This is a genomic window from Methanobacterium aggregans, from assembly GCF_017874455.1.
In the GTDB taxonomy this organism is placed as follows: Archaea; Methanobacteriota; Methanobacteria; order Methanobacteriales; family Methanobacteriaceae; genus Methanobacterium_C; species Methanobacterium_C aggregans.
Genome location: NZ_JAGGLN010000001.1, coordinates 258,697 through 272,341, shown reverse-complemented (window position 1 = coordinate 272,341; position 13,645 = coordinate 258,697). Strand labels below are relative to the sequence as shown.

12 protein-coding genes are annotated in these 13,645 nt (G+C 37.8%); all 12 read left to right on the top strand.

Going from position 1 to position 13,645, the window contains the following annotated elements; genetic code table 11:
• Nucleotides 1-68 precede the first annotated feature (68 nt).
• The 12 genes from tgtA (at nucleotide 69) to J2756_RS01250 (ending at nucleotide 13,356) form a co-directional block, all read left to right on the top strand.
• Entirely contained in the window at nucleotides 69-2,081 is a 2,013-nt protein-coding gene (gene tgtA, locus J2756_RS01305) for a tRNA guanosine(15) transglycosylase TgtA (RefSeq protein WP_245315908.1), read from the top strand.
• Nucleotides 2,081-2,437 (top strand): nascent polypeptide-associated complex protein, encoded by a 357-nt coding sequence (locus J2756_RS01300; protein ID WP_209581496.1) that lies wholly within the window; start codon nucleotides 2,081-2,083, stop codon nucleotides 2,435-2,437. The genes tgtA and J2756_RS01300 overlap by 1 nt, the downstream gene beginning before the upstream one ends.
• Before the next feature lie 170 nt (nucleotides 2,438-2,607).
• Nucleotides 2,608-3,363, top strand: a complete 756-nt coding sequence (locus J2756_RS01295; protein ID WP_209581494.1) for a metallophosphoesterase family protein — start codon at nucleotides 2,608-2,610, stop codon at nucleotides 3,361-3,363.
• The gene (locus tag J2756_RS01290) at nucleotides 3,360-4,385 is read left to right on the top strand and encodes an NYN domain-containing protein (RefSeq protein ID WP_209581492.1); all 1,026 of its coding nucleotides are present in this window, start codon (nucleotides 3,360-3,362) and stop codon (nucleotides 4,383-4,385) included. Before J2756_RS01295 ends, J2756_RS01290 begins: the two co-directional genes overlap by 4 nt.
• Nucleotides 4,386-5,594 carry a hypothetical protein gene (locus J2756_RS01285; RefSeq protein ID WP_209581490.1) on the top strand — a complete coding sequence of 403 codons (1,209 nt, stop codon included), beginning with the start codon at nucleotides 4,386-4,388 and terminating at the stop codon, nucleotides 5,592-5,594. It begins immediately after the preceding gene.
• Nucleotides 5,595-5,692: 98 nt separating this feature from the next.
• Nucleotides 5,693-6,001, top strand: a complete 309-nt coding sequence (locus J2756_RS01280; protein WP_209581489.1) for a hypothetical protein — start codon at nucleotides 5,693-5,695, stop codon at nucleotides 5,999-6,001.
• A gap of 107 nt (nucleotides 6,002-6,108) precedes the next feature.
• Nucleotides 6,109-7,302 carry a bifunctional ornithine acetyltransferase/N-acetylglutamate synthase gene (gene argJ / locus J2756_RS01275; protein ID WP_209581487.1) on the top strand — a complete coding sequence of 398 codons (1,194 nt, stop codon included), beginning with the start codon at nucleotides 6,109-6,111 and terminating at the stop codon, nucleotides 7,300-7,302.
• A 160-nt stretch (nucleotides 7,303-7,462) separates the two neighbouring features.
• On the top strand, nucleotides 7,463-8,344 hold the full coding sequence (gene argB / locus J2756_RS01270; protein WP_209581484.1) for an acetylglutamate kinase: 882 nt from the start codon (nucleotides 7,463-7,465) through the stop codon (nucleotides 8,342-8,344).
• A 1,137-nt stretch (nucleotides 8,345-9,481) separates the two neighbouring features.
• Entirely contained in the window at nucleotides 9,482-10,492 is a 1,011-nt protein-coding gene (gene argC, locus J2756_RS01265) for an N-acetyl-gamma-glutamyl-phosphate reductase (RefSeq protein ID WP_209581481.1), read from the top strand.
• 161 nt (nucleotides 10,493-10,653) lie between these two features.
• Complete coding sequence (locus J2756_RS01260; protein ID WP_209581478.1) at nucleotides 10,654-11,148, top strand: flavodoxin family protein; 495 nt, start codon at nucleotides 10,654-10,656, stop codon at nucleotides 11,146-11,148.
• A gap of 61 nt (nucleotides 11,149-11,209) precedes the next feature.
• Entirely contained in the window at nucleotides 11,210-12,049 is an 840-nt protein-coding gene (locus tag J2756_RS01255) for a protein translocase subunit SecF (RefSeq protein ID WP_209581475.1), read from the top strand.
• Nucleotides 12,046-13,356: a preprotein translocase subunit SecD gene (locus J2756_RS01250; protein ID WP_209581472.1), complete on the top strand. Its 1,311-nt coding sequence runs from the start codon at nucleotides 12,046-12,048 to the stop codon at nucleotides 13,354-13,356. The genes J2756_RS01255 and J2756_RS01250 overlap by 4 nt, the downstream gene beginning before the upstream one ends.
• Nucleotides 13,357-13,645 lie beyond the last annotated feature (289 nt).

Here is a 13,645-nt window from a genome sequence, read left to right as displayed (position 1 = left end):
TAGAATACTATATTATTCCTTAAAAAAAGGTGGAAAAATTGAGTTTTGAGATAAAATACAAGGATGCAATGGGTAGAATAGGAATACTCCAAACACCCCACGGAAACATTAAAACACCTGCTTTGATGCCTGTAATTCATCCAGGAAAACAGACCCTGGACGTTAAAAAATACGGAGCAGAACTGGTTATAACCAACGCCTACATAATGTACAAAAATGAGGATCTGAAGGAAAAAGTTCTGGAAGAAGGGGTTCACAGCTTCATAGATTTTCCAGGCCCCATTATAACTGATTCTGGTTCTTTCCAGCTTTCTGTCTACGGCGACATTGATGTTACAAACACCGAGATCATAGAGTTTCAGGAGGCCATTGGAACAGATATTGGAACCTCCCTGGACATACCAACACCTCCATTTGTAACCCGTGAAAGAGCAGAGAAGGACCTTGAAATAACCCTTGAAAGGGCTCATCAGGCCATTGAAGTTCGAAAGGATCTCATGCTGAATTCAGTTGTTCAGGGCTCAACCTTCAAAGACCTCAGGAGTAAGTGTGCAGATGAGATAGGAAGTCTTGGATTTGATGTCTACCCCATAGGAGCAGTTGTTCCACTCATGGAATCCTACAAGTACTCAGAGCTTGTTGATGTTGTCATGGCTTCAGTAACACATCTACCTGATTCAAAACCTCGGCACCTCATGGGTGCAGGCCATCCAATGGTCTTTGCCCTTGCAGTTGCAATGGGATGCGATCTCTTTGATTCTGCAGCTTACATTCTCTACGCTCAGGACGACAGGTTTTTAATGCCAAGTGGAACCTACAAACTTCAAAATCTCGTTGAAATGCCATGTTCATGTCCTGTGTGTACCTCCTACACCCCAGATGATTTAAGGGCAATGAAAAAGGATGAAAGGATGAAACTCATAGCCCAACACAACCTTCATGTGAGTTTTGCAGAGATCAGAACCATTAAACAGTCCATAGTTGATGGAAACCTGATGGAACTTGTGGAACAACGGTGCAGAGCCCACCCATACCTTCTTGATGCTCTGAGAAACCTTAAAAATTACACCTCAGAACTTGAAAAATATGATCCATCAAACAAAAAATCTGCATTCTTTTATTCAGGCCCTGAATCACTTGTAAGGCCTGAAATAAAGAGGCACCTGGATAAGATGGAAAGAATACCTAAAAAGAGCAATCTTATTCTTCTTCCAAGATCCAGAAAACCCTACTCCAAGAACATACGTGATGTTGGAGAATTTTACATGAAAAATTCAGAAGAAGCTCTTAACATGGAAGGGGTTTGGGATGATGTTCAAACAGCTGTTGTGGATGTTCCATTCGCATTAGTGCCCCTTGAGATCGATGAGGTTTATCCACTGGCCCAAAATGAATCTCCACTTAAAAATGATCTTGATGCCCTTCAATTCGTTAGAAACCAGGTTGAAAGTTACATGGAAAACTTTGAACATGTTTTTATCAATAAAAAGGTTTTAAAGACATTTGGTATTGGCTGTGATGGATTTGCTCTGGAAGAAACTAATAAGGTTACTGAATCAGAGTTCGATCCATCTGTATACGGCTTTTTGGAGGTTGATGTGGATCCATCCATTATAAGGGCTGTGGATGATGAGGAAAAAATAAGGTGTATCGCTGACTACCAGTTCGGTGCAGGATCTGGAAATGCCCTATTTAAGGGAGATATTAAAATCGTTAAAAGCAGAAAAACTGGTAAAATAAGGCATGTTTATGATGGAGAAACCCTTATTGCAACTTTACGTGCAAGTGATGGTGTTTTTGTCCTTGACAGGGAAGGTGCAAGAAGATTACACTCCCACCTTGAATATCCCAAAAACAGGGTTGCTGTCAACAGTGATGCTGAACCATTTGCAAGGGAAGGAAAAAGTATATTTGCTAAATTTGTTATAGATTGTGATATAGATATCAAAGCAAATGAAGAAGTTCTGATCGTAAATGAAAATGATGAATTACTGGCCTTTGGAAAGGCAATTTTATGCGGTCATGAGATAGTTGACTTTAAAACAGGTCAAGCTGTGAAAACTAGGAAAGGAGGATTATAATGTTACCTGGAGCGGGAATGAACCCTAAACAATTGAAACAAATGCAGAGATCAATGAAACAGATGGGAATGGACATGAAAGATGTCAAGGGTGTTACAGAGGTTGTTATAAAACTCAAAAATAAGGAAATCCTCATAAAAAACCCTAAAGTAAATTTAATGAATTTCATGGGTCAAGAAACCTATCAGATAACAGGTAAAGTTAAGGAACAGGCAGTTGAAGCTGAACTGGAAATACCTGATGATGATGTTGAACTGGTATCAACACAGACTGGTGTGACCAAAGAGGAAGCTCTTAAAGCATTAAAGGCTGCTGGTGGAGACCTTGCAGAAGCAATATTAAACTTACAGAAGTAAGCACCTTTTTGGAAAAAATTAAATCTTAAACACAGTTAAACTATAATGATACGTTGATAGTACCCATATTATTGATGGGATTATTGTAGAATTATAATTTGAATAAAAAAATTTGATTAAAAACTTAAAAATTAAACTTATGATTATAATTTTTTAGAGGGCAAATTAAAATGGCATTTATCGCTCATATATCTGATTTGCATGTTGGTTCCCTTAATTTCAAAGAAGATCTTCTAATACAAGCAATAAATAACGTTAATGATATGCATCCGGATGTAACTGTTGTAACAGGGGATCTGACTGAGAATGGTTACTATCTTGAGTTTGAAAAGGCTGCAAGGTACCTTGACATGCTAAAGTCTCCAATGCTTGTTGTTCCTGGAAACCATGATGCGAGACATGTTGGAGATGAATGCTTTGAAGAACTTATAAGAGAAAGATACGGAACTTTGAAGCTTAAAAAGCATGGAGTGAAGATCATTGGACTTGACAGCAGTGAACCAGACCTTGACTATGGAAAGGTTGGACGATCCCAGCAGACATGGATGGAAAACGAACTTCAAAGTAGCGAAGATGATGGTCTGTACAAGATAATAGCATTGCACCACCATATAATCCCAGTTCCAAGAACTGGTCGTGAAAGGAATGTTTTAAGTGATGCAGGTGATATACTCCAGTCAGTTGTAAATGGAAATGCAAATCTGGTCCTTTCAGGACATAAACACATGCCTCATGTGTGGATACTTGAAAATACTGCCTTTGCAACGGCAGGTACAGTTTCGTCCTTGAGGCTCCGGGGAAAAGAACTTTCTTCATTCAACACCATAATAATAGAAGATGATTTTATAGAGATTATTTTAAACCGTGCTGACGGAACACGAAGATGTCTTGCAAAATATGAAAACACGTGTAAGGTGATCGATTGAAAGTAATAGTTGATGCATCCAATGTAGCCCATTTTGGGAAAGAAAAGGATGGTAAACCAATTTTGGAAAATATCTTAAAGGCAGTGAAGGCCCTTGAAGGATTAGGCTATGAGCCTGTTCTAATAGCAGATGCATCGCTCAGGCACGAGATAGATGAAAAAGAAGATTTAAAAAAGCTCATTGAAGAAGATAAAATTATGCAGGTGCCTTCAGGAACAACTGCAGATCACTTCATACTTAAGATGGCTGAAGAAGAAGATGCTAAAATCCTTTCAAACGATGTTTTCAGGGATTATTTCGATGAATTTCAGGATATATCGAGCAGAAGAATTCCATACAGTATAGTAGATGGTAACGTGTCAATTGGAAAATCTTCCAAACCTAAAAAGATAAAAAATATACTGCAGAAGATATGCTCCCAAACACTGACTGACTTCGAAAAAAAGGGTTTAGATGCTTATAAACAGAAAAAAAATAAAAAACTCAGCGGCATAGCTGTTGCAAAAGAAGCCATTGACAGAATCACCAAAAGTAAGGAAGAAAGCATAGATTCCAAGATAGAAGATGTGTTCATGAAGATCCCACTCTTTGGTAAGGTTTTGAACATGGTTGAAGATGCCGAAAAAACCAGTGACTTCATTATATTCGTACTCGTCAGTCCAAGGGACTACAGGGATGCTGTGAAGAATGCTGGAAACATAGCTGTTACAGTTGGAGACAGATTAAAATTGGATCATGCACCCCTTGTGGCTGTTAGAAATGATCTTTTCACAAAACCTGGAACATTTGAGCTTAATATTATTTATTCAGATGAAATACTTGAAGAATCTCCCTACAACGTAAACATAACCATAAACGACCATGATTACGCCTTTGTAAAGAAAAATTCAAGGAACATTGCAAGCACAGTTGCTGCAAGACTTGGAACATGGAAATTCCCAATAGTGTCAGTTAAACCCAGTATGCTCATGGAAAAACCTGGGCACTTTGATATAACATTAGAGAAGGGAGGAGAAAAATAAATGGTCATGGACTATATTTCCAGAGTCATCTTTGGATTTCTGATAAAACACAGGGTCATAAGCATTGGAACTAAGTACTACCCAACCAACGAAACAGAACGGGAATATGTTGCAATGATTAATTACACTCGTACCATGCTTCTTGAAATTGAAGCAGCCCACATAACAACCAACAACATCTTCCACAACCTTGTGAATGAAGTTGGAAACGGTAACATTCCAGAAAACAGAAAATTCATAGAGATAACCCCCGCAGAAAATGATGTGAATGAATACGCCCTTCTAAGTAACATAATAATGGGTAGTGACCGTTACCTTTACATAGAAGTGTTCCAGCAGGACAGGACTATTATAAGTGAATTTGTAAGTCTCATTAAAAAGGAAAGGGGTACAATCGTTGAGCAGAGCTCCAGTGAAATTGTTTCCCGTATGCTATCAAAAAACGATGCCATAAGGGTGGCCATCAAAATCATATCCCTGGGTATGAACAAGGATATCGATGTAAGGGCTTCTGTGGGTATGACAGGAGCCGCTGCAATTGAGAGATCCATAAACCTCAACAAACAGATAGGTGAAACTTCAGGTGTGGGCTTCACAAAGCTTGGAGGAGAATTTGCAGTTGTGTTCTCATCCAAGGTTGGAAGTGTTGGTGGCAGTCCCAAATCATATGACAACTACCTTTTCATAGATGCAATAGATTCCACCCAGTTCATATCTGAAAATGGAAGGGACAAACTCGTTGATATAATGAGTGAAGTTAAAAATTTCATTGAAAAAGAGTGTAACGGTAAAATTGAGGGTTATAGAGAAGGTGGGGATGACTTAATAGCTAACTTCCCAACCAAGGATGCTGCACTTCGTGCTGGAATAGACTCAGCATGGCACTCCCTGAACAATGGATTAAGGTTAAGGGTTGGAATAGGTAAAAGCAGACGTGAAGCCGGTGAAAGAGCCCAGATAGCAGATAGCATAAAAATATGGAACAACAGTCCGGTTATGGTCTTTGATCTTGCCGATGGAATCTACGCCTACTACATTCCATCTGAATTCACAAGATCCGTCCTTGACTTCATGGTAAACAAGAAGGGTAAGATTGTGATAATATTCCTCTTCGTGTTCATTGCAACGTTCCTGGGCTGGAATATGGGACAACCAGTGTTTGGACTTGTAGCAATTGTACTGGCATTACTCTACGCCCTTACAAACTAAAAAAAGAGATCATTTGAAATATTTTTTAATTAAGCAAAAAAGGATCTAAAAAGATCACTCTAATATCCTGAACTATAATATTAAAGGTGTAATTTGCAATGAAACCAGAAATTAAGGGAAAAATTGTAGTTTCACTGGTAGTTTCCATGCTTGCATTTGTAGTTGGAACAGGAGCTGGAATCCTGGTGGGATTCAGTCCAATTAACAACACTCTTCAGATTAACAATACCACAACCAGTGAATTTCCAGCTTTACCCTATTCAACAACAAACACAGTGGGAAACTCTGCTGATAACAACTCAGTGCTGGACGATTCAAGTAATGATCAAGTGTACGTGGAAAACTCTAAAACTAATACACAATCAACGAATTCATCCACAAACAGTACACGCACAAACTCCTCTTAATAGATTATTAATAAAAAAAGTTCGAATCTCAAAATTTTTATTAATAAAAACTATAATTGTGGATTTAAAAAGAATTAAAATTCTAAAAAAATGAAGGAGAAGTTTCTATGAAAAGAGTAGAAGGTGGAATTTGTGCTGTGAGTGGAGTAAAAGCTTCAGGAGCATGTAAAGGAGATTATGGCGTTTCAATCATAGTCTCTAAACACAGTGCTGCGTCTGCAGTTTTCACTTCAAACAAGGTTGTTGCAGCACCAGTTATAATAACAAAGGATGCTGTGGAAGACGGCAAGTTATCTGCAGTTGTTGCAAACAGTGGTAATGCAAACTGTTTCACAGGCAAAGAGGGTATGGAAGATGGGTTGGAAATGGCCAGTATTATTTCAGATAAGCTTGAAATCAAATCAGAGGATGTTGCAGTTGCCTCAACAGGGATAATAGGTAGAAAACTTCCAATGCCGATCATAACGGATCTGATAAATGAAGCCATGGATAACCTTGGAAATTCTCCTAAATCCTCAAGGAATGTGGCAGAAGCCATAATGACAACTGATACTTTTCCAAAAGAATTTGCAGTTGAAACAACCCTTGAAGATGGGAATGAAGTACGGATTGGTGGAGTGTGTAAAGGTTCAGGGATGATAGCACCGAACATGGGCACCATGCTCTGTTTCATAACAACGGATGTTCAGGCATCATCAGAAGAACTTCAAAGGGCTCTTAAGAGGGCTGTGGACAAAAGTTTCAACATGGTTGTTGTGGATGGAGATGTGAGCACCAATGACATGGTTGTGATCATGGCAAACGGCAGATCTGGCAGAATAGATGAGAAATTCCAGGAAGCACTGGACTACCTCTGCACAGAACTTGCAAAGATGATTGCAAAGGATGGTGAGGGTGCAACCAAATTCATGGAGGTTGAGGTTAAGGGTGCAGAAAGTCTGGAAGATGCACGACGTGCTGCAAAAGCTGTTGTATCTTCATCTCTTGTTAAAACTGCAATATTTGGCGCAGACCCCAACTGGGGCAGGATCGTTGCTGCTGTAGGTTATTCAGGTGCGGAAATGAATGAAGAGAAGGTAACCATAACCCTGAAATCTGATGAAAACACAGTTAACATAGTTGATAAAGGTACTGTGAAGGCTTACGAAGGTTCTAAGGAGCTTGTTGCTGCAGAGGAGGTTATGGAAAATTCCGAGATAAATATAACAGTGAATATGAATCTTGGAGAATATTCAGCAACAGCATATGGTTGTGACCTGAGCTACGACTACGTGAGGATAAATGCTGAGTATTCCACCTAAAAAAACCACAACAATCCCTTTTAAATTTAATATTCAAATTAAAATAAGATTGAGAAGATCTATTTAAAATATCTATTATTAATAAAAACTATAATTTTAATAATTTCAGTGAACAATGTTAATGAATGAATCTGGTTTAATCTTTAATCGGGGAATTTAAATGGAAACAGTTAATATTTTAATTGAGGCACTGCCTTACATCAAGAAATTTCATAAAAAGAAGATCCTCATAAAGTACGGTGGACATGCAATGATAGATGATACCACCATGAGCTCAACTGCCCGGGACACAGTCCTTTTGAAGTACGTGGGTATGAAACCAATAGTTGTCCATGGTGGAGGTCCTGAAATCTCAAGATCCATGAACAAACTCGGTAAAGAACCTCAGTTCATTGGAGGTTTGAGGATAACAGACCAGGAAACAATGGAAATCATTAAAATGGTTCTGGTGGGAAAGATAAATACAGATATTGTTTCCAAGGTGTGTCTGCACGGAGGGAAAGGTATAGGTATTTCTGGAAAAGATAACCTCCTCTTAAATGCAAGAAAAAGAGCCCCGCAGGTAATTGTGGATGGAGAAACAGGTGAAGAAACCACCATTGACCTGGGCCTTGTAGGGGAAATAGACTCTGTAAATCCTGAAATAATTGATATGCTAACAATGAACGATTACATACCAATAATATCTCCGATTGGTGTGGATGATAAGGGAAGTACCTTAAATCTTAATGCAGATACTGTTGCTGGGGATGTTGCATCATCTGTAGATGCTGAAAAGCTCATAATCTTAACGGATGTTCCAGGAATACTTGAAGACCCCAAGGACCCTGAAACCCTCATAAAAAAGGTCCAAGCTGATGAGGTTATGGAACTCATAGATCAGGGAATAGTTAAGGATGGGATGATACCCAAAGTCACAACATGTCTCAATGCAGTTGAAAACGGAGTTTCTTCAGCCCATATCATTGACGGCAGGATTCAACACTCGGTTCTCCTTGAAATATTCACAAAAAAGGGTATTGGAACCATGATAAAGGGTTGATAATCCTAAAAACTTTTTATTCTAATTTTTCAGGATTTGCAGCTTAAAAGGGAATTAAAATTAATTTGTAACCTTAAATTAAATGTTATAAAGTGTATTTTAAATTCTGACCTTTAATCTTATTTTTTTAAAAATAAAATTTTTTTTATGGGGGAGTCTAACAATTGGATAAAATTTTTTTTATAAGATAATTTTTAATAAAACAGAAATTTAATAAACAGAAACGCTCAAATGAATTTACTTAAATTTATTCATTGGTATACAAGAATAAAAAACAGTTTTTAAAGATTTAAAAAGTCGAATTTCGGTTTTTAAGTTCTTAGCGAAGGACAAACTGCACTTGGCCACACCAAAGGCATAAACCAGTGCAACTCCTTCCTTTCGCTAAATTATACCGCCTCCATGTCCAAAGATGTCAAAGATGTGCATCTTGGACTTCTGGACAACTATATGATCACTTGAACATGATATATAAATCTTTTCATTTTATTTTCAAAAAACAACGATTAAAACGTTCTGTTTTAGATTTAAGACACTCTGAGAAGGTATTGAAGTAGCCGATCATGAGCCACAACCAGTGATTGATTCTTTAAGTAATTAAACCCCTTTTAGACCTTATTTAGCCTAAATTTAAGTATTTTATGGGTTTAAACCTTTAGATCATCCTTTTAAATTAAAAACCCAATAACTAACAGTTTTAATTGATATTGAAATCATCCAAATCTTCTAAATTCTAGATTTAAAGGCTATTTTAAAGTTTATATGGCTTTTTAATCCGTTAAAATCGTCAAAGATAATTATTTTATGGGATTTGAAATATTTCATAAATTTAATAACATTAAAAAATAAAAGAACCAATTAACAAGGCTTTTATAAATTGAGGTTATTAAAACATTTCCAGATTTAAATTCTACATGGTTCAGTACATCTAAATTGAATTTTGCATGGAACCAAAGGTTAAGTTTATAATATTAAAAATTTTAATAGTATTAAACATAGTTTTTGATCGAATTTCATTAATGGATTCAGCATTCTGTTCCAGATCAATCAATCATTCAATGCAAAATATCATAGAAATTAGCTTTGAAACAGTAATTTTTAATATAAACAGATTATAAAAGAAGTTATGGTGAAAAAATGATAGAAGTAGGAATAGTTGGAGCAAGCGGTTACACTGGAGGGGAACTCCTGAAATTTTTAAATCATCATCCCCAGGTGGAAATTGTTGCTGCAACATCAAGGCAGTTTGAAGGTATTCCAATTCATAAGGTACATCCTCATCTTCGTGATCTGGATATTGAATTTGAAAATATTAAACCAGGAGATCTGGATGCAGATCTGGTTTTTACAGCAACTCCCCATGGTGCCTCAATGAAGATCGTGCCAGAGATACTTGAGACTGGAGCAAAGGTTGTGGATCTCTCAGGAGATTACCGTTTCGATGACTACGATGTATATGAAAAGTGGTACGGTTTCAAACACACCAATCCATTAAAGGCAGTTTATGGACTTCCAGAAATTAACAGAAAAGCTATCAAAGGTGCAGATCTTGTTGCAAATCCTGGCTGTTTCCCAACAGGAGGCATACTCGCATCCCTACCAATCGTTTCAGAGGGACTTGTTGATACCCTGATAATAGATTCCAAAAGTGGGGTAAGCGGTGCAGGTGTTAAACCCACAGAAACTACCCATTACCCTAACTGCAGTGATAATGTTGCACCCTATGCTGTTACAAGTCACAGGCACATGCCTGAGATCCAGGAGAAGCTTGGTAACTTTGGAAAGGTGCGGGTTTCATTCACACCCCATCTTGTACCTGTTACACGGGGAATTCTCACAACTGTTCACAGCTTCCTGAAAGAAGATGTGAGTTCTGATTATGTGAAAGAAGTTTACGACAATTTCTACGAAGACGAACCATTTGTAAGGGTTCTTGATCTTAGTGAAGTGCCCCGTTTAAGTTCTGTTAGAGGATCAAACTACTGCCACATTGGATGTTTTGATATAGATGAAAATGGAAGGCTTGTAGTTGCTTCATCCATTGATAACCTTGTTAAGGGTGCATCAGGTCAGGCTGTTCACAACATGAATTTGATGTTCGGGTTCCCTGAAACAGAATCCATAGATCAAATGGGTATGCACCCCTAAACCTTTATAAAACCAGGAACAAAAAATATAAGGTGTTTGATGAATATTAAATTCTATATATTTTTTTTAATTTTTATGAAAGTTAAAAAAAGTTTTTTGGAAGTTAAAAATTAGTTATAAGTAGTCACCTGTTAAATTTTAATAAAAATTGAGGTAATTTAATGAAGACAGTAGTTCTATATTACTCCAGGACCCGAAAAACTGCACTAGCTGCAAAAACCCTTGCAAAGGGAGTTGAAGCTGATGAAATAGAATTCATTGATCTTAAAGACAGAATGGGTGCCCTTAATTATATGATAGCAACAATTGATGCTTTAAGAGAAAATAAAACTGAAATAAAACCTGATTCTGTTGATATTAGTGATTACGGCCTTGTTTATATTGGAACTCCAACCTGGGGTGGGAAGCCTGCCCCTGCAGTCATTAGCTTAATCGACAGATGTGATCTCCAGGGTAAAGACGTGATTCTATTCGCTACAATGGGGAGTAAAGGTGGCGAAAGTGTTATTAAAAGAATGCGTGAAAAGATAGAGGCCCGGGGAGGCAGAATGGTAAATTCATTTGTAATTACAACTTCAAATAAAAGTTCTGAAGAGATCAAAGAAGATGTGGAAAGTATGGTTGAAGCCATGGATTTAAAGCTCTATGGAATATGAGAAATACTATATGGACTGCAAGAAACATAGAAGTTACATGGAAACATAAATTGGTGATTCAATGTCAGCAAAAGAGAAGATCTTAGAATCTTATAAACCCTTGATAATAATTCCAGTAATAGTTACAATACTGGCTCTGGCCCTTATAGCAACAAATGGGCTACATGAAGGTATAGACCTGAAAGGAGGGTCTATAGCCACATTACAACTTGAAAAGTCTGTAAGTTCAGATGAACTTAAAGCATTAATTCAAAATGGAACAGGAATAACTGATGTTAGTGTGAGTACATCCGGTAATCAGGCCACAGTTGAGATAGGTGGTGCTGCAGATGTTGTTAAATTCACAAATTCAATAAATGGAACTGCAACCACTCAAAGCTACAGATCAGTTGGGCCGCTTCTCAGTAAACAGGCACTGACCCAGGTTTACTGGGCACTTGCATTTGCATTCATATTCATGTCCATAACTGTATTTATAGTGTTCAGGAAAATCGTTCCGTCTCTGGCAGTTATATTCTCAGCATTTGTGGATATAGTTGTTGCAGTGGGTGGAATGTCACTCTTTGGAATACCATTATCAATGGCATCAGTGGGTGCAATCCTCATGCTCATAGGTTACAGTGTGGACACAGATATTCTGCTTACAACAAGAGTTCTAAAGGACAGAGAAGGAACTGTGAATGAAAGAGCAGGAGGAGCGTTTAAAACAGGTATAACCATGACAGGAGCTGCAATTGGTGCAATGGCTGCTCTTTATGTTGTAGTTATAGTCTTTATACCTTCTGCTAAGACTTTAAGTGAAATAGCTGCAGTTCTAATACTGGGTCTCCTTGCAGACCTCATGGCAACCTGGCTCATGAACCTTGGACTCCTAAGATGGTACATGGAGGGTCACAGATGAACGAAGGATGGAAGGATTTCTTCAAGGATTACCGCGTAATACTGCTCGTAATCCTCATATTTGCAAGTATAGCTTCAATTTCAGTGTATGGAATACAGGAAGGTCTGGATTTAAAGGGAGGTTCCCTGATCCAGATACATCTCGAACAACCGGTTGATCAAACCACAATGAACAAGGTAACAGCAGTACTGGATAAACGTCTGAACGTGTTTGGTGTGAAGGACGTTAAAGTAAGGCAGAGTGGTAACCAGGATGTAATCGTTGAAATAGCTGGTGTGCAACCCAGTGAAGTTGCAAAGGTTGTGGGTACACCTGGTAAATTCGAGGCAAAGATAGGTAATGAAACTGCCCTTTCTGGTACAGATATAACAACCGTAGAACCGTATCAAGTTACAGGAACCACATGGTCTGTTCCATTTAAGGTGTCAACGGCAGGTGCAAATAAATTTGCACAGGTTGCAAAGGGCAAAGCTGGACAAACAGTCAACATGTACATGGATGGTAACATCGTATCTTCACCTACACTCAGTGAGGATCTTGCAAATGGTGTGCCTTCAACTGAGGTTGAGGTATCTGGTACTGCATCAACAAAAGATGCTGCTGCAAAACAGGCAAAAAGTATACAGATCATACTTGAGTCAGGTGCCCTGCCTGTTAAGGTGAGTATTGTGGGTGTGAGCAGTGTTTCTGCAGAGCTTGGAAGTCAGTTTAAAAACAGTGCATTTGTTGCTGGTCTTGTTGCACTCATTGTAATTGCAATAATCATCATCATAAGGTACAGAACACCTAAACTGGTTCTTCCAATCATATTCACAAGTCTCGTTGAACTTCTCCTCATACTGGGAGTTGCGTCCATAATCAAATGGAACATTGACCTTGCTGCAATAGCGGGTATAATTGCAGCCATAGGTACTGGAGTTGATGACCAGATCATCATAACTGATGAGGTTTTACGGGGTGAAACCCTGGGTGAAAAATCCAGAAGACGAAGCAAAGCAATTAAAATGAAGATCCAACATGCTTTCTTCATTGTGTTTGCATCGGCAGGAACACTGGTTGCAGCTATGCTTCCACTTGCCTACATTGGTTTCTCAAGAGGATCCACAGGAATAGGTGTGCTCTCAGGTTTCGCAGTCACCACAATAATTGGTGTGTTGATAGGAGTGTTCATAACAAGACCAGTCTTTGCAAAATTCATAGAAAGACTTCTCCAAAAGGATATGCCCGAACCAGCACCTGTAAAGGAAAAAACCCCAAGTAAAAAGGGTAAAAAAGGTAAGAAGGGTAAAAAAGGTAAAAAAAGGTGATTAAATCTTTTTAAACTCTTCTTTTTTTTAAAAAAATATTAAGAAACATCAATTACTCTATTTTTTATTAATTGGATCCTATTTCAGTTGAATCTCCTAAACCCTATGTAAACCCTCTTGAAGTAAACAACCTATTTTAAGAATTTTATAAAATGAATTTAAGTTTTGATGGCATTGATTGATACTGTAACTTCAAAGTCATTTGAAAAATCTATTTCTCAAATAATTAACGACATTTATATAGGTTGAGTTGTTTAATATAATTTTTATTACAAAGATTTATAAAAAG